This is a genomic window from Sphaerochaeta halotolerans, assembly GCF_003429665.1.
Classification (GTDB): Bacteria; Spirochaetota; Spirochaetia; order Sphaerochaetales; family Sphaerochaetaceae; genus Sphaerochaeta; species Sphaerochaeta halotolerans.
Genome location: NZ_QUWK01000023.1, coordinates 1 through 21,374, shown reverse-complemented (window position 1 = coordinate 21,374; position 21,374 = coordinate 1). Strand labels below are relative to the sequence as shown.

The 21,374-nt window shown below is 45.7% G+C and carries 16 protein-coding genes and 1 riboswitch; of the genes, 15 read left to right on the top strand and 1 reads right to left on the bottom strand.

Going from position 1 to position 21,374, the window contains the following annotated elements; genetic code table 11:
• Positions 1-82 precede the first annotated feature (82 nt).
• The 5 genes from DYP60_RS13490 to DYP60_RS13470 all read left to right on the top strand — a co-directional run bounded on the left by DYP60_RS13490 (position 83) and on the right by DYP60_RS13470 (position 6,513).
• Entirely contained in the window at positions 83-985 is a 903-nt protein-coding gene (locus DYP60_RS13490; protein WP_117331546.1) for a restriction endonuclease subunit S, read from the top strand.
• A 3-nt stretch (positions 986-988) separates the two neighbouring features.
• Positions 989-4,000: a type I restriction endonuclease subunit R gene (locus DYP60_RS13485; RefSeq protein WP_117331545.1), complete on the top strand. Its 3,012-nt coding sequence runs from the start codon at positions 989-991 to the stop codon at positions 3,998-4,000.
• A gap of 386 nt (positions 4,001-4,386) precedes the next feature.
• Positions 4,387-4,932, top strand: coding sequence for a Chromate resistance protein ChrB (locus DYP60_RS13480; protein ID WP_206363152.1), 546 nt, complete (start codon positions 4,387-4,389; stop codon positions 4,930-4,932).
• A 14-nt stretch (positions 4,933-4,946) separates the two neighbouring features.
• Entirely contained in the window at positions 4,947-5,315 is a 369-nt protein-coding gene (locus DYP60_RS13475) for a YkvA family protein (RefSeq protein ID WP_117331543.1), read from the top strand.
• Positions 5,316-5,331: 16 nt separating this feature from the next.
• The gene (locus DYP60_RS13470) at positions 5,332-6,513 is read left to right on the top strand and encodes an MFS transporter (RefSeq protein ID WP_117331542.1); all 1,182 of its coding nucleotides are present in this window, start codon (positions 5,332-5,334) and stop codon (positions 6,511-6,513) included.
• Between the two features lie 444 nt (positions 6,514-6,957).
• Here the strand turns inward: DYP60_RS13470 and DYP60_RS13465 are convergent, their stop codons facing one another.
• On the bottom strand, positions 6,958-9,390 hold the full coding sequence (locus DYP60_RS13465) for a helix-turn-helix transcriptional regulator (RefSeq protein ID WP_117331541.1): 2,433 nt from the start codon (positions 9,388-9,390) through the stop codon (positions 6,958-6,960).
• A gap of 144 nt (positions 9,391-9,534) precedes the next feature.
• On the opposite strand from DYP60_RS13465, the gene DYP60_RS13460 reads away from it, so the two are divergent.
• The 10 genes from DYP60_RS13460 to DYP60_RS14460 all read left to right on the top strand — a co-directional run.
• Positions 9,535-9,852: an SPW repeat domain-containing protein gene (locus DYP60_RS13460; protein WP_117331540.1), complete on the top strand. Its 318-nt coding sequence runs from the start codon at positions 9,535-9,537 to the stop codon at positions 9,850-9,852.
• Between the two features lie 75 nt (positions 9,853-9,927).
• Complete coding sequence (locus DYP60_RS13455) at positions 9,928-11,265, top strand: radical SAM/SPASM domain-containing protein (protein WP_117331539.1); 1,338 nt, start codon at positions 9,928-9,930, stop codon at positions 11,263-11,265.
• A 537-nt stretch (positions 11,266-11,802) separates the two neighbouring features.
• Complete coding sequence (locus DYP60_RS13445) at positions 11,803-12,432, top strand: TetR/AcrR family transcriptional regulator (protein WP_117331537.1); 630 nt, start codon at positions 11,803-11,805, stop codon at positions 12,430-12,432.
• A gap of 42 nt (positions 12,433-12,474) precedes the next feature.
• Positions 12,475-13,815 (top strand): radical SAM/SPASM domain-containing protein, encoded by a 1,341-nt coding sequence (locus tag DYP60_RS13440; RefSeq protein WP_117331536.1) that lies wholly within the window; start codon positions 12,475-12,477, stop codon positions 13,813-13,815.
• Positions 13,816-13,931: 116 nt separating this feature from the next.
• Complete coding sequence (locus tag DYP60_RS13435; protein WP_165849595.1) at positions 13,932-15,092, top strand: putative ABC transporter permease; 1,161 nt, start codon at positions 13,932-13,934, stop codon at positions 15,090-15,092.
• 68 nt (positions 15,093-15,160) lie between these two features.
• On the top strand, positions 15,161-16,261 hold the full coding sequence (locus DYP60_RS13430) for an Mbeg1-like protein (RefSeq protein WP_117331534.1): 1,101 nt from the start codon (positions 15,161-15,163) through the stop codon (positions 16,259-16,261).
• 89 nt (positions 16,262-16,350) lie between these two features.
• A complete protein-coding gene (locus DYP60_RS13425) occupies positions 16,351-17,361 on the top strand; it encodes a recombinase family protein (protein WP_117331533.1) in 1,011 nt (336 codons plus the stop codon).
• Between the two features lie 503 nt (positions 17,362-17,864).
• A riboswitch (NiCo riboswitch) is annotated at positions 17,865-17,962 on the top strand.
• A 142-nt stretch (positions 17,963-18,104) separates the two neighbouring features.
• On the top strand, positions 18,105-20,627 hold the full coding sequence (locus DYP60_RS13420) for a cation-translocating P-type ATPase (protein WP_206363151.1): 2,523 nt from the start codon (positions 18,105-18,107) through the stop codon (positions 20,625-20,627).
• 95 nt (positions 20,628-20,722) lie between these two features.
• Positions 20,723-20,980: a ketopantoate reductase family protein gene (locus DYP60_RS13415; RefSeq protein WP_117331531.1), complete on the top strand. Its 258-nt coding sequence runs from the start codon at positions 20,723-20,725 to the stop codon at positions 20,978-20,980.
• Positions 20,981-21,068: 88 nt separating this feature from the next.
• Positions 21,069-21,374: hypothetical protein (locus tag DYP60_RS14460; protein ID WP_206363150.1), on the top strand; the 306-nt coding region annotated here is incomplete at its 3' end.

Sequence of the window (21,374 nt, the reverse complement as noted above, 5' to 3'; positions counted from 1 at the left end):
CCTAACACAATTGTTCAACAACTCATTCTCCCTGGCTTTTCTCAACTAAAATCTGCTTGGGAGACCTGAGCAGTTACCATATATGTTTGATTCTATCTCGTTTCGAGAACAGATTCGTAGCAAAGTATATGGTGTTAAAGTTTTTCATCCCACGCAGTCAATCATCAAACAGGTATTCGGAATATATCCGTCGTTGACTGAACAGTCAGCTATAGCAGCATACCTTGATAAGCGTACAGCCGAGATAGACGGAATTCTCTCCAATCTCGCTAGGCAAGCCGAGATGCTCGACACCTACAAGCGGGAACTTATCGTCGAGGCGGTCACCAAAGGGCTTGATAAATCGGCAGCGTTGAAGGACAGCGGCGTGGACTGGATTGGAGGAACACCTGCTCACTGGGAAATCACTAAGATAAAATGGATGTTTGAAATCGTTAAACGTATCTACGGCAAGGAAGACCGAGACGTGCTTTCCATCACTCAGCGAGGTTTGAAGGTGAAAGACATTGAATCCAACGATGGACAGTTGGCGGAGTCTTATACCAATTATCAGATGGTCAATGTCAACGACTTTGCCATGAACTCCATGGATTTGCTGACCGGATGGGTGGATTGTAGCCTATTCGATGGCGTGACCAGCCCCGATTATCGGGTGTTCCGCTTTCTGCCGGGCAAGGAACAGTGTCACAGCTACTATAAATACTTGTTCCAAATGTGCTACAAGAACCGCATTTTCTACCGATTGGGGCAGGGAGTTTCAAACCTTGGACGGTGGCGGCTTCAAGCAGACCAGTTCCTAAATATGAGGTTACCCCAGCCGCCTGTAGATGAGCAGAAGAAAATCGCGGCGTATCTTGACGCAAAAACATCGCAGGTCGAAGGGTTAATCGCCGACATCACAGAGCAGATAGTGCAACTGAAACGGTACCGCCAAATCGTGATTCACGATGCGGTCACGGGCAAAATCAAGGTAAAGGAGGGATAAGCTATGGCGATAAACACAACTGAACGCACATTTGAGCAGGAAATCGAATGGTGGCTTATCGAGGGCGCGGTCAAGAATAATCGCTATAAAAAGGGTAATCCCGCCGATTTCGACCGCACTCTTGCATTGGATAAAGGTGCGGTATTGGCCTTCGTCAAGGATACTCAGCCCGATATTTGGCATGGGCTTTGCAAGCGGCATGGGTCAGAATCCGTTGCCGAAGCGGAGTTTCTCAAGCGACTAAATTCAGAACTAAATGCGCGGGGGATGATTGACGTTCTTCGACATGGCTTGGTCGACCTAGGTATATCGGTGCGGCTGGCCTTCTTCAAGCCGGGCAGTGGCATGAACCAGAGCTTGGCCGCCCTGTATAATAAAAACGTTCTGCAGATAACACGACAGGTTAAATATAGCTTGCAAAATGAAAACTCTATTGACACGGTTATCTTCCTGAACGGTCTACCGATTATTACTATCGAACTTAAGAACCCGCTCACGGGTCAGACATATAAAAACGCCATTGGGCAATACGAGACCGATCGCAATCCACGGGAACTGCTCCTTGCTTTCAAGAAGCGGGCTATAGTGCATTTTGCCGTGGATACCGAGCAAGTCTGGATGACAACTTGGCTAAGGAAACTCGACACCACTTTCTTGCCATTCAATAAGGGCAGCGAGGATAGCGGTGCGGGCAATCCGATTGCGGCGGACGGCGACTATCGTACTGCCTACTTGTGGAAGGAAGTCCTGCAAAAGGATAGTATTCTGGATATTCTTCACCGTTTCGTTCAGGTTTCCAAAGACGACAAAGGAAAAGAGAAGCTGATATTCCCGCGCTATCACCAGCTGGATGCGGTCCGCAAGCTGGTAGCGGACGTTTACGCCAATGGTTCGGGCAAAAACTACCTGATTCAGCATTCGGCGGGGTCGGGTAAATCGAACTCCATCGCTTGGCTTGCACACCACTTGGCAAACCTCCATGACGCAAGCGACGAGGTTATCTTTCATAGCATCATTGTAATTACCGATCGCCGCGTCCTCGATAAACAGCTTCAGCGTAATATTTACAATATGGAGCATAAGCCGGGTGTAGTCGTCCTCGTGGATAAGAATTCCAAGCAGCTGACCACCGCTCTGAACAACGGCGATAAGGTCATCGTCTGTACCTTACAGAAGTTTCCGTTTGTCGATGTGCAGAAGGTATCGACTATGGGTAAGCGATTCGCCATCATTGTGGACGAGGCCCACTCGTCCCAAACAGGAGATGCCAGCAAGCGCATGAAAGAGATCCTAGCGGACATCTCTTTGCAAGGTGACGAAGCCATCGAAAAAAAACTGCACGAGTTTGCTGTGGAGGAAGCAAAAGCCGAAGCCGTAGAGAAAGATATCGACGAGGTCATTGCAGACGAAATGGCAGCGCACGGTCAGCAGCCTAACCTCTCTTTCTTTGCATTCACAGCAACCCCTAAGCAAAAGACACTTGAAATATTCGGGCAAAGGAATGTCGCCGGAAAGCCTGAACCGTTCCACCTCTACAGTATGAGGCAGGCTATAGAAGAGGGCTTTATATTCAACGTCCTCGAAAACTATATAACCTACGAGACCTACTTCCAAATTGGGAAAAAAATTGCCGACGACCCTGTGTACGGTAAAAATTTGGCAAACAAGGCTCTTGGCAAATATATGAGCCTTCATCCGCACAACCTCGCCCAGAAAGCCGAGGTCATCATCGAGCATTTTCGCTCACAGGTGCAACACCGCATCGGTGGCCAGGCAAAAGCGATGCTCGTGACGGGTTCACGCCTTCACGCGGTACGCTATTTCTTTGAATTCCAGCGGTATATCAAGAAGATGCACTATGACCTAGGTATCTTGGTGGCGTTTCCAGGCACAGTTAAAGACAAGGTTAGTGGCGAAATCAAAGAGTACACGGAATCCAATCTGAACAAATTCCCTGATCGCGAAACCGTGGAGAAGTTCGACACCGCCGAATACCAGATTCTCATTGTTGCTGAGAAGTACCAGACGGGTTTCGATCAGCCTCTTCTGCACACGATGTACGTTGATAAAACACTGACGGGCATTAAGGCTGTCCAGACGCTTTCGCGCATAAACCGCACCTGTCCAGGCAAAACAGAGACCTTTATATTGGACTTTGTTAACTCCCGGGAGGACATCGAGAAGTCGTTCCAAGATTATTATCAGACAACTGGGATAGCAGAAACCACAGACCCGAACGTCATATATGACATCAAGAATGTGCTTGACAGCTTCATGCTCTACACAGACAGCGAGATAGACACTTTTTCCAAGGTTTTCTTTAAAGAGAGTAAGACGCAGGGCAACCTCGATTTAGCAAAGCTGAATGGATCTATAGACCCTGCCGTCGACCGCTACAACGCCATGACCGAGGTACAGGATAGAAGCGACTTCAAGAATGCTCTAGCAAAGTTTATTCGCTTGTACGATTTTTTAACGCACATTATCCATCTTGGTGATGAGAACCTCCACAAGTTCCACGCCTATGCTAAGTGCTTGCTCCGCAAATTGCCGAGAGATGAAGCTGAACGTATTCCCGATATCGGTAACGATGTTATGCTCCAGTATTATCGGGTTCAGAAGCTCTCCGAGGGGCCCATCGTTCTAGTGAATGAGGACGGCCTTTTGAAGCAAAGGACGTCAAGCTCTGGCTTGCCACTTGAAGACGAGAAAGAAGCCCTCTCCGCTATAATCCAAAACCTGAACGAACGACTTGGTACGAATTTTACTGAAATGGACAAGGTTCTTGAGCAATTCGTGCAGGATATGGCTGGCAATCAAGAAATGGTGTTGCGCTCTAAAAACCCACTCGATCTATTCAAGATCATCTACGACAATACAATTATGGATGTTGTTTTAGGGCGTATGGCTAAAAACCAGGAATTCTGCGAGAAGTATTTGGAAGACGAGCAGTTTCGGCGCGAGGTGGATAAGATACTTCTTCCTCTTGTTCACGAACGGCTATCGAAAATGTAGGAGGGCAGACCGTAAGGGAAAAGATGATAATTACTTTATAAAAGGGTGTATCAAATTCATCATGGCGGTCGTAAGCGTTAAACTTGGTTCTCCTGAACTGTGGAGTGGATATCATTAGAAATCTACGAATGGTCTTGACTTGCATGACTCGATGCTCAAGGATATTCCTTCGGGTACCTGAAGATTTTGACTCGGACAACTATTCTCCACCATAGTTTTCCACAGAATATCAGAATACGAGGGTACCCCACCACGGTTGCCCCCTCTGGTTACTTGATGCCTTTCGTGTCACCTATCGATAGATTAGTACTTCTATTTATTGACAAACACTCCTCTTTTCGATTTCAATGTAACCAGTATTACATTTCCGAGGTATGAGGTACCACATGGATCATCAAGAATGGTTGACTATCAATTACTCGCTACCCAAAGAACCTTCACGTGTTAGGGTGAGCGTGTGGAGAAAGTTGAAAAAAAGCGGGGCGGTTATTCTGGGCCAATCGGTCTGGTTCTTGCCTATGAATGATAATAACGAAGCCTTCTTTCAGAAAATCTCTGCAGAAATCACTTTAAACGGTGGTGAGTCCTATATTATGCGGATGATTCCTCATAATGAAAGCACTTCCGAACGCATCGTTGCTGCCTTTAACCAAGCAAGGGATGAAGAATACGTCGAACTATTGGAACAGTGCGACTACCTGCTTTGTGAACTTGAAAAAGAATCAGGACTTGGGAAATTCACATTCGCAGAATTGGAGGAGAATGAGGATGAATTTCAAAAATTGACCGATTGGTATCATAAAATACGTGAAAGAGATTTTCATGGGGCACCCCTGTATCTCTCTGCTGAGGAAAAGCTGGAACAATGCCGTACAAAATTGGACACGTTCAGTTGCGAGGTATATCAGCGATCCTATGAAAGTACTCAGTGAGGGAGGCCAGAGCTATGAATATGAGAGAAAGAGCGAAAAAGGTGAAAATGGATATTCCAGCCGTATTTCTTGCACTGAGGAAACGGGAAACGCCGGTATTTGCAAAATTGTGCGCAGGAGCAACCATCATATATGCCTTTTCACCAATCGACCTCATTCCAGATTTCATTCCGGTGCTAGGGTATCTTGACGACGTGATCATTCTGCCTGCGCTTGTGGCATTGACGGTCAAACTGATTCCACACGAGGTTTTTCAACAATGTAGAAGTGAATCCGAAGGCTTATGGCGAGACGGAAATCCGAAAAAATGGGTGTACGCATTGCCAATCGCAGCAATCTGGCTACTGGTCGTTTTCTTCATCATCAAATCGATTTGGTTTTAAAACTAGGAGATCGCACATGTGGAACGTCATTGTATTGGGATTTGTCAGTTTTTTTTCTGATATTAGTGCGGAGATGGTATACCCTATCATTCCGCTTTATCTCTCCTCCGCATTCGGCGCGACACCAGTACTCGTCGGCATTATTGAGGGTATCGCTGAGAGTCTTGCCAGTCTTTTGAAGGTGTTCAGCGGATACATCACTGATAAAAGAGGTAAAAAGAAACCGGTTGCTTTTGTCGGGTATGCAGCAGGATTGGTTTACAAGGCAGCCCTCATCTTTGCTACTTCATGGGTTGGTGTTTTAGGTGCACGCGTCATCGACCGCGTCGGAAAAGGCATCAGGACCGCTCCAAGAGATGTGATGGTGAGCGAAAGTGCTGATAAAAACCAGATGGGAAAAGCATATGGCATCCATAAGGCGCTAGACATGGCTGGCTCGGCAATTGGTATTTTCATAAGTTATCTGCTGCTGAAAAATGCAGGGGAGCATTTTGTGTATAAAAAACTATTTGCCTTCTCAGTCATTCCTGCGCTACTAGGACTTTTCATGTTCCTTTTCATAAAAGAAAAAAAGAAGGACCGCACTATAAAAAAGCGGGAGCCGTTCTGGCAAGATATGAAAAAGTTGGATAGTCAACTCAAGATGTACCTTGCAGTGGTCTGTTTGTTCACACTTGGAAATTCTTCAAACGCATTTCTGCTATTGCGTGCAAAAAGTGTGGGTTTCGGAGACACAAATGTTATATTATTGTATTTCATTTTTAATATTACAGCATCCATTTTCTCAATCCCATTTGGACGATTGTCGGATAAGATTGGGCGAAAGTCTTTACTCATCACAGGCTACCTGGTTTTTTCAGTCGTATATCTCGGTTTTGCCATCGCTTCCAGCCAAGCGGTTGTTGTTGCCGCCTTTTTATTATATGGGGTGTACACCGCTATGATTGTTGGTGTGGAACGGGCGTATATCGCCGAAATATCGCCAGTGGAATTAAAGGGGACTATGCTTGGAATGCATTCTACCGTTGTAGGGCTTGCCTTGTTGCCTGCCAGTGTCATTGCCGGTTTGTTGTGGAATGGTATCGGAGCCCCGGCACCATTTTTATTCGGCTCAGGAATGTCGTCAGCAGCCGCCTTGATTTTACTATTCTTCATGAAAAATAGGCACGTCCCTTCTAATTGTATCAGTATCCTGTGAAATGAAATTATAGGTAGGTGGTCAGGACGAGCGGTTGAAAACTTATTTAATTAGAACTTTATGGGAGACTTAATCTATGGACAAAAGATATCTGTAAAGTATCTAGATGTACAGAGGATTGGTAATAATCCGAATGAGGTATTCAATTCGGAATACCATCACCCTCGTATCTTTGACAAAGTCAGCCTTGACGGGATTCGAGAGATGAGATGCCTACGCATAACATCCATAATATTGATTAGAGGGTTCACTACCAGACATTAATAGAACTGCCACACATCCTTGCGCTCTCGTCGAGAAGTAGCAATCGGATTGTTCTCTTAATGAATATGGGCAACGGTTGTTTGTATAGTTATATTCTCACATGTTCGAGATACTCTGTATCAACATTTCGGAGGATCATTTGGTGTTCCAATTCATGACAGGATAATATAGGTCTTCCTTCTACAGGATACCAATCCTTCTAGCTTCAGAAACTGCCTCCATTCTTGATGTCACCTGCAACTTTTCATAGATCTTTGAGGCATGCCACTTCACTGTTCGTTCAGTTATGTTCATCATCCCTGCTATCTCTTTGTTCATATAGCCATTTCCAATCAAATGCAGGACCTCTTGCTCTCGGTCAGTCAGGAGTTGATCCTCTCTTTCTTGTTTGACTCCGTACAATTCCTGCAATACAGAGATATGTTTTTCACTGATCTGGCTTCTCGAGAGATCTAGTTGTTGAGAATCATAAACACCAAACTCTATTGAAAGGATTATCGAGAGCAACAACCGATGCTTCCTCTTGAGCTCTGATTGCAAAGAAGCATAGAGATCCACAGCTTTTTCCAGTTGCCCAGTAATCTGGTAATACCCAAGCACTTGTCGTTCTTCCAACACAAAGAGATCAAAAAGGGTATCCTGTTGTGCTTCCTTCTCCTTGTGCTTATGTACCCACATTTCCAACGCAGGAATGTCACCAACACGTCTCTGAGCCATGGCATACATCACCTCTATGAAACGGTCATCAATGGAAGTGACATCATACTCATAGGCTTGCTTGCCTGCATCGCGAAGCAACCGTACTGCTTCCTCATGACGACTACTCACTATATAGAACTCAGCAAGTGCCAATTGTGCATGGAGAGAGAGATAGAATGAATATCCCTTTGCAGAGGCAAGTCCTCGTAACAGATACTCCTCTGCATCCTCTCTCATCCCTGAATAGAGAGAGAGCAATCCCTTACCTATCCAAGCCATGCTGCATGAAGTGGCATACCCTGCTTTTTCCTCATATCCCAACCTCAGCGCTTCATCAAAGGATTGCCTTGCTTGCTCAAACAACAAGAGTTCGAGTTGGATGGACCCTATTTGCCCAAGCAACACGATGGAAAGTGCATCGTATTGCTTGATCCCAATGGTTCGTAACGTCTCCTGCAGATGGTGATAGACCTGTTCAAGATCTTCCTCCGGTCCAAGAGGTAAGGAAGCAATGAACACGCTGATAAGCGGACGAAGATAAGTCAGTTCATCAGGAAGCTTGTTCAACAGTTTTTCAGCATGATAGAAATCACGTTGGAGCAAGAGGTCGATCCCATCAAGGATGGACAGAAGGTCAACCTCCTGCATTTTCTTCCTTAGCCTGGATGACTGTATCCCGGCAATTCTGTCCATCACATGTCTCGCGGTCCATCCCTTGCGGATTCCGCTGAGTATCTCCAGTAGCATTAAGGAAGCATACCTCTCTACCGAAACCTTAGGCAGCTGTCCAATGATACTGGTGATAAAATCCAGATTCCCATCTGTCAACAATTTTGCACAATATTCATCGAGAAGACTGGCTACCAATTCATAGTCTTCAATCCCAAGGGTCATCGTTATCGCTTCCCGATATAATGATGCGTCAAGAAGATCTGCAACTGCCTGCGCCACGGCATGTTCAATTCTTCTGTTCTTCCCTGCTCTCACGCGATTGAGCACAAAGGAACGGAAAAGAGGGTGAATGAGAACCTCTCCAGCACTTGTCATTTCGACAAAAAGGGATTTCTCGATCAGAATCATTACCCCTGCCTTGAGTTTCTCATGTTCCTTCCGAAGAAAATACGTTCCAAGCAATGCAGTATACACGAGTGCTGTTTCCGCTTTCTTTGGGACCTCTTCCCAAATGGGGAGGAAATACGGATCAAGATCACGGCTTCTCCCTTCCACCTGTGCACTGTTTTGAATCTCCCCTTTGGCAAAACAGGCTTTGAGCAACAGTGGGGATCCCCAAGTGTTCTCGATCATGAGCTCCAGCGCCTCGTCATCGATATCATCTGCAAAGTATGCAGCTAAACGTCTCCCTTCCTCCTGCGTGAAGGCAAGATCATCCCTGTTGATTTGCATCACTGCATCACGATGCATTGAGTTTTTTGGAAAAACACCAACATCTGTTCCAATAAGCATGAGATGCACCGTTTCAGGAAGATATGCTGCAAGAAAGGAAAACCAGGATGTAATGTGCTTATGGTTCAGGAACTCAACATCATCAAATACGAGGTACCGTGGTTCACTGATTTCTCCCAGAAGCTCAACCATTCGGCTTATCTGCACATCAGATGGGTCCTCACTTTCTGTAACATTTGGTAGCAGGGAAATAAGCATCTGGCTCAGACGGGAAGCAAATGTTTTTGGATTGTTATCGTCAGAAGTGCATTGCATGTATGCATGACAGTACTCTCTTGAAGCTAGGTATCGGGCTATTGCTGTTGTCTTCCCATACCCATGAGGTGCATGAACCAGAGCGGTCTGGTAGTGCAGCGAGAGCGCTAGCTTCTCATCCAATCGAGGCCTTTCCACCAAAGCGCTTCGTGAGACTGAAGAGAGTGTCGCTTTGGTCGATTCATTTTCTTTCATATGGTATGTAAGTATAGTTTGAAACCTCTGTTGAGGCAACAAACCGTTACTGTACTACAACTGTACCTTCGTACAGTACCTCTGTAAGGCGCTCAATGATACGTTTCAAGCACAAAACAAGACCAAACGTACTTGGAGGTACACATGGACAAATTTAAACGGACCCAAGATTGGACAGTTGCAGTTCTGGGATTGTATGCGGCATTTTCTCCGCTCTTCTACACCTACTCAGGAGGTTCTGGTTTCAGTGTTGTGATTGCTATTGCAATTGTCATTTGTGCTGTAATTGCTCTTTCACTCCCAGAATCAAAACCTGTTCAATGGATTCTCATTGTTGCGAGCGTATTGTTGTTCATCGTTCCCTGGATTTCATCTATTACCGGCTGGGCTGCGTGGAACCTTCGTATCGTGTCCATCATCATGATTATTCTAGAAGCAAAAACGATGAAGACGATTGCGTAGCATTCACCAACAACTTTTATGAAACATAGGAGAGGAAGCTAATTTGCTGGCTTTCTCTCCACCTAGGACAAACCCATGAAATCAATTCCCGAGAACGTATTGAGAACAAGTCTGCGACTTGTATATGCAAACCCAGAGAAAAATCTCCCCAAACTTGTGAACTGGGCACAGCCCATTGCAGCAGCAACGGGAAGAATACAAGAGAAACAATGGAAGATGATCAAACGTATTACTCAAGACCCCTCATCAGGGGGATACGGCTTGATCATGAGGATCATCCACCAGACAGACTACGAGGTGCTAGAGAAGATAGTCATGAATTTTGTCTTCAATGCTGCTTGGTTTGGATCTGAACAGTTGGAGAAAAACCGTGTAGAAATGGATATGAATATCCCTTGGGCAATCTTGATGGATCCCACGTCTGCCTGCAACCTTTCCTGTACAGGATGCTGGGCCGCCGAATACAAGAAAACTGATGAGCTCTCTTTCCAGACCTTGGATCGTATCATTACCGAAGGAAAGGAACTGGGAACCTATGCATATCTCTTTTCCGGTGGTGAACCTTTAGTTCGTAAACATGACCTGATAAAGCTTGCAAGCAAACACAACGACGCAATCTTTGCCGCCTTTACCAATGCAACATTGATTGACGATGAATTTGCGGAAGACCTACTGAGTGTGAAAAACTTCATCCCACTAATCAGCATCGAGGGAACTGAGGAAATGACCGATGCAAGAAGGGGTATTGGGGTTTGGAAGAAATGTATCCAGGCAATGGACATCTTGCGTGACCGTGGATTGCCCTTTGGGTTCTCTACCTGCTACCACACATATAATACAGAGTACGTGGGTTCTGATGAGTTCGTAGATTTCATGGCTGAGAAAGGAGCACTGTTTGGATGGTATTTTACCTATATTCCAGTAGGGGAAGGTGCATCCCTCGACTTGGTTGCTTCTCCCTCTCAACGAGCCTATATGCTCAAACGGGTAAGGGAGATTCGTAGCCATAAGCCCTTGTTTGTATTGGATTTCTGGAATGATGGCAACTATGTGAATGGATGCATCGCAGGAGGAAGACGATACCTGCACATCAATGCCAATGGTGACATGGAACCATGTGCATTCATCCACTATGCCTGTGAAAGCATTCATGGCAAACCTCTCGTGGAAGCTCTTAGGAACCCATTGTTCAAGGCATATCGGGAGCATCAGCCATGCAATTCAAACATGTTCCGTCCCTGCCCCATGTTTGACAATCCTGAGTTGTTGTTGGATATGGTCAACCAGTCGGGGGCTCAAAGCACCCAACGGATCGACTCAGAATCAGTAGAACAGCTCTATGCTAAATGCAAGCCGATTGCTGACAAGTGGAAGCCAATTGCTGATGAACTCTGGGAGGAATACCAGAGATAGATTCCCCATAACCTTCTCTCCTCATCTCTTGGCAGGTACGTTTCACGCGCGTACCTGCCTTCTCTGGTGCTCTCGGTACGAGCATTTTCTCAAGGATGAAAGCCCCAAGTACATAGCTAAGGGTAAAAGCATCCTCCAAAAGGAGGAATCTGATGAAAGCCGAAGGCAATTTTCTGGCCTGATGGACAGTAATCTCATCAGGCATGCCCCTATGGATTTGGATATTAAGTTAGTACAAAACAAACATCTTCAATGAGTGTTCTTGTATCAAGAGTTGGTTGTCGTTGATGATTTATTAGTAAGGGTATTGTATGTGATGAAACAAAAAGGAAAGCTACAAGGAATACACGGATACGAGTGCCTTGTTTGCAAAGGATTGATAAATTATTATGGATAAGAGGCCCATCTGAAAGCTTAATCAGATACTGGATTAAAAATAATACCAACTGTTCTATTGATATCGCAGCTAATAATCTTTATTTTGACACTGATGTCAAAATAAAGAATCTGAAGCAAATTCTGTGAAGGAGGCTCGTCGTGCCAAAAATTGTTGACCATGATTATCGGTCCAAGGACATCATCAATCAAGCCTTGGAAATATTTTCAAGAAAAGGTTATTACTCTGCCAACTATGAGGAAATCGCAGAAAAATGCGGACTAAGCCGAACCGGACTGTACAAATATTATGCAAACAAAGAAGCTATCTTCATCGAGACAGTTCGGTATGTGGTTGATTCGGTCACAGGAAAATTGCACGATGTCGTCCAAGCCAAGTCGATTTCTTCTTCCCAGAGATTGAAAGAAGTACTTAGCGTATTTGCGGATTTTATGAAAAACCGTAATTTCTCTTCCATTCTCTTGGAATTCACTGTTTGCATGAACCATGATCAACCTTTGACGGTTACACAATGTCTCCAGGAGTCCATCAAATCCTTATGGACAGTCACCGAAACCGTATTTGCAAGTCTGGGAAATAGCTCTTCGTATGCATTCTCCTTGGCTTTCATGGGACTATCGTTCTTCCAAAACCATATTTTGCAACCTCTTTTCGGAACGGTAGAAGGGGAAGGTGATCGATATACTTCCTTGTTGGAGCAATGGGAGAGTATGTCCAACAAGAAACACGAGATGATTATTTCAAGTGTCTTGAATTGTGGACTGCAATGAGTGTCTTAAGAAAAAAACCATCACAAACAAAGGAACAAAATCATGGATCACATTACGCATGGCATCAGTAATACTGCATTGCATCTGGCATTGCATTTCATGGAGAGCAATCCGGAAGAGAATATCCCCAAAGTTGTGGATGCTCTCTTGATTTTCATAAATGACAAAGGTAGCAGGCGAAAGCTGCTTGCTGCAAAAAAGGTAATGAAGGAAAAAGATAACCCATATAGGAATCTCATCATCAGAGGTTTTGACGAACTTCAACCGAAAGTAAGAAAACGCTTTGTCTCCAATTTTGTCGTTAACGCCTCAATGACAGGGCCCGAACGCACTGAAGCTTTACGGAAACAGTACGACTGTAACATCCCCTGGGCCATCCTCATGGATCCGACCAGTGCATGCAATCTTAGATGTACTGGTTGCTGGGCTGGCGAATATGAAAAAACAGATTCATTGGAGTATGAATTGATGGACAGGATCATCATGGAAGGTAAGGAATTAGGAATCTATTTCTATATTTATTCAGGTGGAGAGCCAACAATGAGGAAAACGGACCTACTCAAACTGGCAGCAGTACATGATGATTGCATGTTCCTTGCGTTCACCAACGGGACACTGGTGGATAAGGAGTTTTCACAAGCCTTGGCTGTTCTTGGTAACTTTGCCTTGGTTTTCAGTATTGAGGGTTATGAGAAACAGACTGATTTCAGAAGAGGATCGGGAACGTATGGAAAAGTCCTTCAAGGCATGCGTCACATGCGTGAGGCCAAGGCCCCATTCGGCTTCAGTACCTGCTACCATTCAAAAAATGTGGATAGTATAGGAAGCGAAGATTTCTTGGATTTCCTTATCGGACAAGGATGCATGTTTGGTTGGTATTTCACCTACATGCCTTTGGGGAGGAATGCTGACCCTACATTGATGACGAACGCAGATCAGCGGGAACACATGGCTCATTGGGTACGTGAAATGCGAGCAAAGAAACCAATTTTTCTGCTTGATTTTTGGAACGACGCTCCGTATGTAGGCGGTTGTATTGCGGGGGGCAGAAGATATCTGCATATCAATGCCGCAGGGGATGTGGAACCTTGTGCATTCATCCACTATGCAAATAAGAACATTAGGAATAGTTCGTTGCTGGATGCGTTGCAGTCCCCTCTTTTCAAAGAATACAGAAACCGGCAGCCCTTCAATAAGAATCTTTTCCAGCCATGTCCCTTGCTCGATAATCCAGAGGCTCTAGCTCAAATGGTAAAGATTTCTGGAGCCATATCGACGCAACCACTGGATCACGAGGATGTAGACGAGCTTTGTGCAAAATGTACTGGCGCAGCAGAGGACTGGGAGAGTCATGCCAATATGTTACGTGAGCAATATTCATGAATTGTGATGGTTTTTGCATGCCAGACTTGGAAATTGATGAGGATAGTTGGTTTGGTACTCTTCACGTCTGTCGAACAACATAGGGAATAGATATGGCAGGTCTTTGGAGTTGGGTTGTGCTGTTTCTAGTATCCTCCTTCTTGGGATGGTTGCTGGAATCAGCCTACCGTAGCATTAAGGAACATAGATTCATTGATTCTGGGTTGTTAAGAGGACCCTTCGTCCCAATTTATGGGGCAGGTGCCGTCGTCATCGAATCCATAGATATATTAGTGCCTGATCACTTGATCTGGGTTGAAATCACGGCATGCATTCTTTTTTGTACCATGCTTGAGTTTCTTGTACATCTCTTTTATGAGAAATTATTTGAGTTGAAGCTGTGGGACTATTCATCCTTCTTTCTAAATTTACAGGGAAGGGTTTGTCTCTTGTACTCGTTCTATTGGGGGATTCTAGGCTATGTATACCTACATTTTCTGCAACAGAACATCTGGCTGTTTATGGATTTGATTCTTGCGACTAAGGGGTTTTGGATAATAGCAGTTAGTTTTTCGATCTACTTCATTTTTCAAGCCATCTCGAATGCATACGAGTTGTTGCATATCCGTCATTTAAAAAGAAACCTTTTAGGGTTTCTGGAGAATCCAGCTGCTGAAAATCTTGAAGCTGTCGGAAGGAAAGCCAATACGAGGATCCTCTTGGCCTTCCCTCAGATTCTGAAGAGCGAGCTGTCTTTGTTCATTGCAAAAATTTGGGGGCGGTCGACAGCTGTAATTGGATTCCTTCCGTACAGGAAGGCGATATGGATACTCTTGCATGGGCGGATTCTTGACGAGGATCAGGAGGATGGGCAATTTTACCTAGCAATAGAGGACCTGCTCGAGAACCGAAATGTCATGTCCATGGCTGGCATTCAGCATCATCAGGCATCTACCTTGAGTCATTCATTGCTGATATCACAAGTATCGTGGTATCTGGCAGATGCCTTCGGCTTGGATAAGAAATCATGTGCCAGGGGCGCTCTCCTGCACGATTTCTTCCTGTATGATTGGAAAAGAGAGAAGCACCCCCACCATGCCATGAGGCATGCAGGAATTGCGCTTGAAAATGCACAAATGTATTTTGACCTCAATGAAATGGAAAAGGACATCATACTGACTCATATGTGGCCCCTTTCAAAAACCATCTATCACTATCGCGAGTCATTGTTGGTCAGCATGGTTGACAAGATTGTCTCATCAAAGGACCTGATAGCCATGCTGCGACTAACTAAATGAGATTACATAAAGATTGATTGCTTTGTGAATCGTGGGAATTTGGATGCTCAATCGAAAAAGGACAAGAAATGAGTAACATAATAGATTATGTCAAAGTGGCAAGGGACGGTTTTGATTCAAGACCTTTCTGCGAGGTGGACAGTCTTGTCTTGTCGCAATTTTCATATCTGCAATTCAATGGGTTTGTACCGGGAATATCATCCTTGGATGGTTCCATCAGTATACGTGAACTTATGGAACAGGACAATCTGGAATGGCTTTTTCTGGGCGTTCGTGATCATAAAAGCAACCTGAAGCTGTTGTTGGCGCTTGCTGATAGCCCCAGATTCCAAGATGTACGGATGTCTCGGTATGTAGATCACACAGATCAAGTTCAGGAAAAGCAGTTTTCTGCGATTACTTTTTTGATCACTGATGGGATAGCATACGTTGCCTTCCGAGGGACTGATTCGACATTCGTTGGATGGAAAGAAGACTTTAATATGGCTTTTCTCAACCCCGTTCCTTCCCAAGTGGAAGGGGTGAGATACCTGAACAGCTTCATTGGAAATCCATATTCGACTATGCTTGTAGGAGGGCATTCGAAAGGAGGCAATATCGCGGTATATGCCTCAATGCATTGTGAGCAATGCATTCAGGATAGGATACAAGTCATATTTAGTCATGATGGCCCGGGGTTCTCCGAAGATATTTTCCAAAGCGAAAATTATGCGAAGATAAAATTCAAAATTCTGAAGACCGTGCCTCAGTCTTCTCTGATAGGGATGCTCCTGCAGCAACAGGAGGATTTCAAGGTTGTCAAGAGCGACCGATTTTGGATCATGCAACATGATCCCTTTTCTTGGTTGGTTGAGGGGTTTGGTTTCCAATATGCAATCAATATGAGTGGAAATGCTTCCTACTTCAACAGGGTCCTCAATAAATGGGTATCATCGTTTGACATGAAGCAGAGAGAAGTCTTTGTGGAGTCTTTTTATCTAGTCATAAAATCCACAAATGCAAAGACTTTCAGGGATTTATTGTTCAACAAAAAGGAAAAAGCATTTGCTGCTGTGAATGCCATCAAGGACATCGATGATGACACAAGACGCTTTATGTTGAATACTTTTGGTTCTCTATTTGTTTTATTGGTTCGTGATATCGATAAGTATGGATTATGGAAAACTTGAGGAATTTGATACCTTTTGTGGCCAGTAGAGTTTTCTATGTAGTAAAAAATCTATCCATCCCTTTCTATTCGTGTTACAAATGACCAATCATGCCAGACGAAAAGAGAAAACCCATCATACATGTCATTCCAGCCAGGCGACATTTCAAGCGTCTCCGGGTTGCCTTATACTGCCGTGTGAGCACGCAAAAGGAACGTCAACTTCATAGTCTTTCAGCCCAGATGGATTTCGAGAAGGAGGACATCCTGGATAATCCCGCTTGGGAATATGTCGGTACCTATACCGACATCAAGTCGGGTCGCACCATCAGCTCCCGTCCTGGCTTCCAGAGCCTGCTGGCCGACTGTGAGGCGCGTAAGATCGACATGATCTATACCAAGTCCATCAGCCGGTTCGGACGCAACTGCGTGGATTTTCTGGTGACGCTCAGGCGCCTCAAGGAACTGAAGGTGGATGTCTTTTTCTACAATGAGCAGATCCACCTCCTCAGCCAGGCAGGGGAGTTGCTGCTGACACTCCATGCTGGCATAGCCCAGGCCGAGAGTGAGAACAAGAGCGAGAACATCAAATGGGGGCTTCGAAGAAGTACCATGGATCCTGATTCACCTGCATTCTCAAGAAGATGCTATGGGTACGATCGTAATGAGGAGGAAGGCCTAATCCTCAACATCGCTGAGGCCAGAATAGTCCTGAAGATCTTTGATTGGTATGAGCAAGGCTGGAGCATCGTGAGGATCAAGAAGGAGTTGGAATCCCTGAAAGTTCCCACTCCCACCGGCAAGAAGAAATGGCCGGTGAAGACGATCGAGAACATACTCACCAATGAGAAATATACCGGCACCTCAGTCTATGGAGAAACAGAGTCCGCAGACTTTCCTTCAACCCAGAGAAAAGCCCGTGACCCGTTCGAGGTCCATCGGTCACGCAACCATCACCTCCCAATCATCCATGAACGACAGTTCAAACGCGTGCAGAAGCTGAAGGCGAAACGCTCCAATATTGAGGTCGATGAGCACGGCAACAAGGTCAGAAAGAGCACCCATTACAGCTCGAAGAAAGCTGTGAAAAAAGCAAACAAAACCCCTGAACCCCAAAACTAATTGGCATATTAATCAACGGTATTGTTGAAAATACGAGTGTGCGTAACTTTGGTAAAAATTGACGAAATTGAGTAGTCTAAATTAATGAAAAATCCTGAAAAACTGGTAAAATGACGAAAAAATAAGTGTTTACAAAACAAATACTTGCATAGGGTAATCTTGTATCATGGGCAGGTTGTCATTGATGATTTATAGTCTAAATAACTGTATATAATGGGAAGAAATGTCTCTTTTTTCGATTTCTAGATGAACAAAACTTCTCTGTATAAATTCATGCTAGCGGGATCATCTGGACATATTTCCTTTACTAAGAGATGCCATGTATCAAGATGTGACAAAATATTCGCCATTTCGTAAAAAGTATGAACCCTGGTTTGAATAAAATGGCAAAGCAAAAAAAAACATGAGTAGCCGGATGATTGACAACCTATGCATTGTCGTATACTTTTTAAAAAAGTCTTTTTGCACTGCATTACATTCCTGTTTTTCAGGATGTGAGATCAACAGTACAAACTGAGCAGGCGATGCCCGGAAGCGGGCGTGGGGCCGGGCCGTTTAACAACGGCAGCAAATTGCTAATAAGCACATTTGTGGGACAGTTGTATGTTCCATGGGTGTGCCATTTTTTTGCCTTATGGAACAGGCGACCTCAAATGGAGTGTCAAAAGAGAAATCATAACACCGCATTGCCACATGGCAGCGGGAAATGGGGGATTCTTTTTATGACAACCTACAGACCGAACATGACAGGGCTAACCTCTGTCGAAGCAAAACGATTGCAGGCCCAGTACGGCAAGAACGAGCTGGCACAGCAGAAGAAAGAAAGCCTTTTAAAAAAAGTCTTTCATATCATCTGTGAGCCGATGTTTTTGCTGCTCATTGTCGCTGCGATTATTTATTTCCTGCTTGGAGAACCACGAGATGGCGCTATCATGCTCATTTTCGTCGTCGGCATCATCAGTATTGATGTGATCCAAGAATGGAAAACCGATAAAACCCTGAACGCATTGAAGGATTTGTCTGCTCCCCATTGCACCGTTATCCGTGACGGCAAGGAACAACAGATTGCCAGCGTTGATTTGGTGCCGGGTGATCTCATGATGATTCACGAGGGCGTGAAGATCCCAGCAGATGGTTTAGTTTTGCGTTGCGCAGATTTATGCGTGGATGAGTCTTCCCTTACTGGAGAGGCAGAGGGCGTATGGAAAACTCCTACGGAAAGCACTGAACCAACAAAGGATCATTGGCGCAAGGATTATTGTTATGCGGGCACTCTTGTTACCCAGGGCAACGCTGTTGTACAGGTGGATACGATAGGCGTGCAGACCGAATACGGGAAAATCGGCCTGGGAGTGATTGCTGCTCCCAATGAGGACACACCGCTGCAAAAACAAACAGGCAAGCTTGTAAAGACCTGTGCAATTATTGCGGGAGTGCTCTTTGCTCTGGTAGCGGTGTTCACATGGTTCAACATTCCCGATCATACAATTATGGATCGTCTGATTGAAAGTATACTTTCCGGCGTTACGCTGGCCATGGCCATGATACCAGAAGAATTTCCGGTCATTCTTACTGTGTTCCTTTCCATGGGTGCCTGGCGGTTGGCTAAGAAAAACTCACTTGTTCGCAAGCTACCCAGCGTGGAAACGCTTGGAGCGGTCTCCGTTCTCTGCGTAGATAAAACCGGCACCATCACCATGAACCAGATGACCGTACAGGATGTCTGGACGACAAGCGGTGCCACAGAGCAGGAATTGGTGGAAACCATGGGATTGGGTTGTGAAACTGATGCGTATGACCCCATGGAAAAAGCCATGCTCCGCTACTGCGAGGATTATGGCATCACAAAAGAAAGCCTCTTCTCCAACGAATTTGTCAGTGAGTACGCTTTTACCAATGAGTTGAAGATGATGGGCCATGTCTGGCGAAAGAAGGGTCATCTGATTATTGCCGCCAAGGGGAGCCCTGAACGTATCTTGAGCATCTGCAAGTTAGGAGAAGAGGAGCGACGGACTATCGAGTCACAGATCAAAACACTATCCTCCCAGGGACTGCGGGTCATTGCCGTTGCAACTGCCAAGCCTGAAAACGAATCCGCTATTCCTGCCGTCATCACCGACTGCCGTCTGACTCTGCTGGGTCTGGTGGGGCTTGCCGACCCTCCCCGTGAAAGTGTCAAAGAGGATATCGCCGTTTGCAATCGAGCTGGCATTCGGGTGGTTATGATCACCGGCGACAACGGGATTACAGCCTCTGCCATTGCCAACAAAATCGGTATCCCCGGCAGCGAAAACATTATCACAGGCGAAGAGCTTGAAGCTATGGGCGACGGGGAACTACAGGAAGCAGTGAAGACCGTTTCCATCTTCTCCCGCGTCATCCCTGAACACAAGATGCGCATTGTCAGGGCATTCAAGGAGAACGGCGAGATTGTGGCCATGACAGGCGACGGTGTCAACGACGCTCCAGCACTTAAATACGCTGACATCGGCATTGCCATGGGCAAGCGCGGCAGCGAAGTCTCGCGCGAAGCCTCCGATCTGATTCTCATGGATGACAACTTTACCACCATAGTGGAGACAGTCCGCGACGGGAGGCGCATCTATGACAACATCCGCAAGGCGGTTGGCTATGTGTTCACCATACATATTCCTATTGCAGCAGCCTCCCTGTTGGCTCCGCTTTTGGGGATAGAGCCAACTGCACTGATGCTTCTACCGTTGCATGTGGTGCTGCTGGAGGTATTGATTGACCCGACCTGCTCCATTGTGCTGGAACGTCAGCCTGCGGAAGAGGATGTGATGGATCGTGCACCCCGTGACCCAAAGGAGAAGTTGCTCACCGGCAGATTGCTGGGAAAGAGTGTCCTACAAGGTATTTTCGTGTTCGCTGCATCTTTTGGCGCTTATTTTGCAACCCTTGCAGGTAACTCTGCCAATGCACCGGAAGCTCGCGCGATGGGTCTTGCCATTATCATGCTGGCGAATTTGTTCCTGGTACAGGTCAACAGCTCCAATCATGACTTTGCCTATCACTCAGCGAAGCAACTCGTGAAGGATCGTGTTGTGTGGGCCGTCAATCTTGGAACGCTGGCATTGTTGGCCATAATCCTCTATACACCGATTTCCACCTTTCTCAAGCTCGCCCCACTCAGTGGAATACAGGCACTTACGGCACTCGGTCTTGCTGCAGCATCGGTGCTTTGGTATGAGCTTGTGAAACTGATAAGAAGGCTACAAGGCATGAAAAGGAAAGGTATAAAATGAGAAACGGATTAATGACTCAAGCGATGTGGGTACTGTTTGCACCAACCGCACATGTATCCATCTTGTGAAAGCTCGTCACCATCGGAGGGGAAGATATGAGAATTCTAGTTGTAGGAGCAGGGGCGATCGGGAGTCTGTTCGCCGGCAAATTGGCAGGATCCGGTAAGGATGTAACCATTCTGGCACGAGGAGACCGGCTTGAAGCCGTAAGGAAAAATGGGCTGCACCTACGTGAGTCGACTTCTTCCACGGTTGAACGATTCCCTGTCAAGACGATTACATCACTGGCTCCTGACGATACTGTCTCGAATATGAAAACTCCCACTCATACCGCAAATGAAATATTCCAGTAGGGAGAAAGCTGTGGTTTAATAAGGTAAGAACTGGGGAGAGGATCCCCAAGGGAGAAAATGAAGAGGAAGCCCTTTGTCTTGTTGCCACTTGCCAAAACTTCCTCTTCACCAAATACGTTATAAACACACTATCATCGAAACAGCTTCGATTCAAGAGAACTTCCATCCATCCTTGAGAAAGGGCAACGGCGGGATTGTGTGCCGCAAGTGCCTGGGACCGGGTGAGTATGCGTTTTCCCGGGAGCGAGGCAGGAGGTACACGGCAGAAACAGGCACGGTGGTGGAGATGATGCTCCTCGCCGTTTACCGTTGCCCTGGGGATGGCCTCTACTCGACAATCTTTCCTGACGATATCATCAGGAACAAACAGTATGGACTCTCCGAGATACGCTGT

Excerpts from the sequence above, each read along its gene's own strand:
- DYP60_RS13490 (WP_117331546.1), top strand. The coding sequence starts at position 83 with ATGTTTGATTCTATCTCGTTTCGAGAACAGATTCGTAGCAAAGTATAT.
- DYP60_RS13430 (WP_117331534.1), top strand. The coding sequence starts at position 15,161 with ATGAGTAACATAATAGATTATGTCAAAGTGGCAAGGGACGGTTTTGAT.
- DYP60_RS13480 (WP_206363152.1), top strand. The coding sequence starts at position 4,387 with ATGGATCATCAAGAATGGTTGACTATCAATTACTCGCTACCCAAAGAA.
- DYP60_RS13415 (WP_117331531.1), top strand. The coding sequence starts at position 20,723 with ATGAGAATTCTAGTTGTAGGAGCAGGGGCGATCGGGAGTCTGTTCGCC.
- DYP60_RS13470 (WP_117331542.1), top strand. The coding sequence starts at position 5,332 with ATGTGGAACGTCATTGTATTGGGATTTGTCAGTTTTTTTTCTGATATT.
- DYP60_RS13455 (WP_117331539.1), top strand. The coding sequence starts at position 9,928 with ATGAAATCAATTCCCGAGAACGTATTGAGAACAAGTCTGCGACTTGTA.
- DYP60_RS13420 (WP_206363151.1), top strand. The coding sequence starts at position 18,105 with ATGACAGGGCTAACCTCTGTCGAAGCAAAACGATTGCAGGCCCAGTAC.
- DYP60_RS13485 (WP_117331545.1), top strand. The coding sequence starts at position 989 with ATGGCGATAAACACAACTGAACGCACATTTGAGCAGGAAATCGAATGG.
- DYP60_RS13425 (WP_117331533.1), top strand. The coding sequence starts at position 16,351 with ATGCCAGACGAAAAGAGAAAACCCATCATACATGTCATTCCAGCCAGG.
- DYP60_RS13465 (WP_117331541.1), bottom strand. The coding sequence starts at position 9,390 with ATGAAAGAAAATGAATCGACCAAAGCGACACTCTCTTCAGTCTCACGA.
- DYP60_RS13460 (WP_117331540.1), top strand. The coding sequence starts at position 9,535 with ATGGACAAATTTAAACGGACCCAAGATTGGACAGTTGCAGTTCTGGGA.
- DYP60_RS13475 (WP_117331543.1), top strand. The coding sequence starts at position 4,947 with ATGAATATGAGAGAAAGAGCGAAAAAGGTGAAAATGGATATTCCAGCC.
- DYP60_RS13440 (WP_117331536.1), top strand. The coding sequence starts at position 12,475 with ATGGATCACATTACGCATGGCATCAGTAATACTGCATTGCATCTGGCA.